The following is a 1,034-nucleotide window of genomic DNA, read 5'->3' as shown; positions in this document are numbered from 1 at the left end:
CTAGGGCGTGTCTCTTGGATCACGACCGGGACCAGAGCACGAGGCTGGCGAGCAGGACTCCGCCGCGGTAGTTGCGGGCGGTCTTGTCGTAGCGGGTGGCGATGCCGCGCCACTGTTTGAGGCGGTTGAAGCAGCGCTCGACGACGTTGCGCCGCTTGTAGGTCTCGGCGTCGAACGCGTATGGGCGTCCGGGTCCGCGGGCGCGGCGGCGGGCGAGCTGGTCATCGCGCTCGGGGATGGTCGCCGCGATGCCCCGACGGCGCAGCCCGGCGCGGGTACTGGGGTGCGAGTACGCCTTGTCGGCGATGACCCGCTCGGGGCGGCACCGTGGCCGCCCGGGCCCGGGGGTCTGCACCCGCAGCGCGTCGAGCAAGCCCAGGACCTGGGGATTGTCGCCGGCCTGGCCCGGGGTCAGCGCCACGCTCAACGGCAGACCGCGACCGTCGCAGCACAGGTGCAGCTTGGTCGAGAGCCCGCCGCGGGAGCGCCCGAGGGCGTGGTCGTCGGGCTCGAGGACCTCGAGGACCCGGTCAGGCTCGGCGTCGGGCTCGGGCGGATCCTTGTGATTCGATCTCGCCCCCTGTGTCCGTGGTGGCCTCGGCGGAGTCCTCCGCGACATGGTGGTCGTCATGGCGCCGGTGGCGGGCGCCGGCGGCGTGCTGATGTGCGCGGGCGATCGTGGAGTCGACGCTGACCACCCAGTCCAGGTCCCCGGCGACCTCGGCGTCGCAGTGGGCCGCGGCCAGCAGTCGATCCAGCGTGCCGTCGCGGCTCCAGCGGTCCAGGCGCTTCCACGCGGTCTGCCACGGCCCCAGTTCCGGGGGCAGGTCTCGCCACGGCGAACCGGTGCGATACCGCCAGGCGATCGCCTCGATCACCTGCCGGTGATCGCGCCACTGCCCGCCCCGACATCCCGCTGAGCTGGGCAGAAGCAACTCGATCCGCTTCCACGCGCCGTCCGAGAGCTGCCCGATCCTGGCCACGGCCAGCATGCTCGCCGACATCACGCTCAAGATTCAGGAGACACGCCCTAG

At 72.3% G+C, this 1,034-nt stretch carries 1 pseudogene; it reads right to left on the bottom strand.

The features are described 5' to 3' along the window. Positions 1 to 19 precede the first annotated feature (19 nt). Positions 20 to 983: pseudogene (locus PHK61_RS32245) on the bottom strand (IS5 family transposase). Positions 984 to 1,034 lie beyond the last annotated feature (51 nt).

This window comes from Actinomycetospora lutea, assembly GCF_028737205.1.
In the GTDB taxonomy this organism is placed as follows: domain Bacteria; phylum Actinomycetota; class Actinomycetes; order Mycobacteriales; family Pseudonocardiaceae; genus Actinomycetospora; species Actinomycetospora lutea.
The sequence above is the reverse complement of the archived record's forward strand: the minus strand, read 5'-3'. Positions and strand labels throughout refer to the sequence as shown.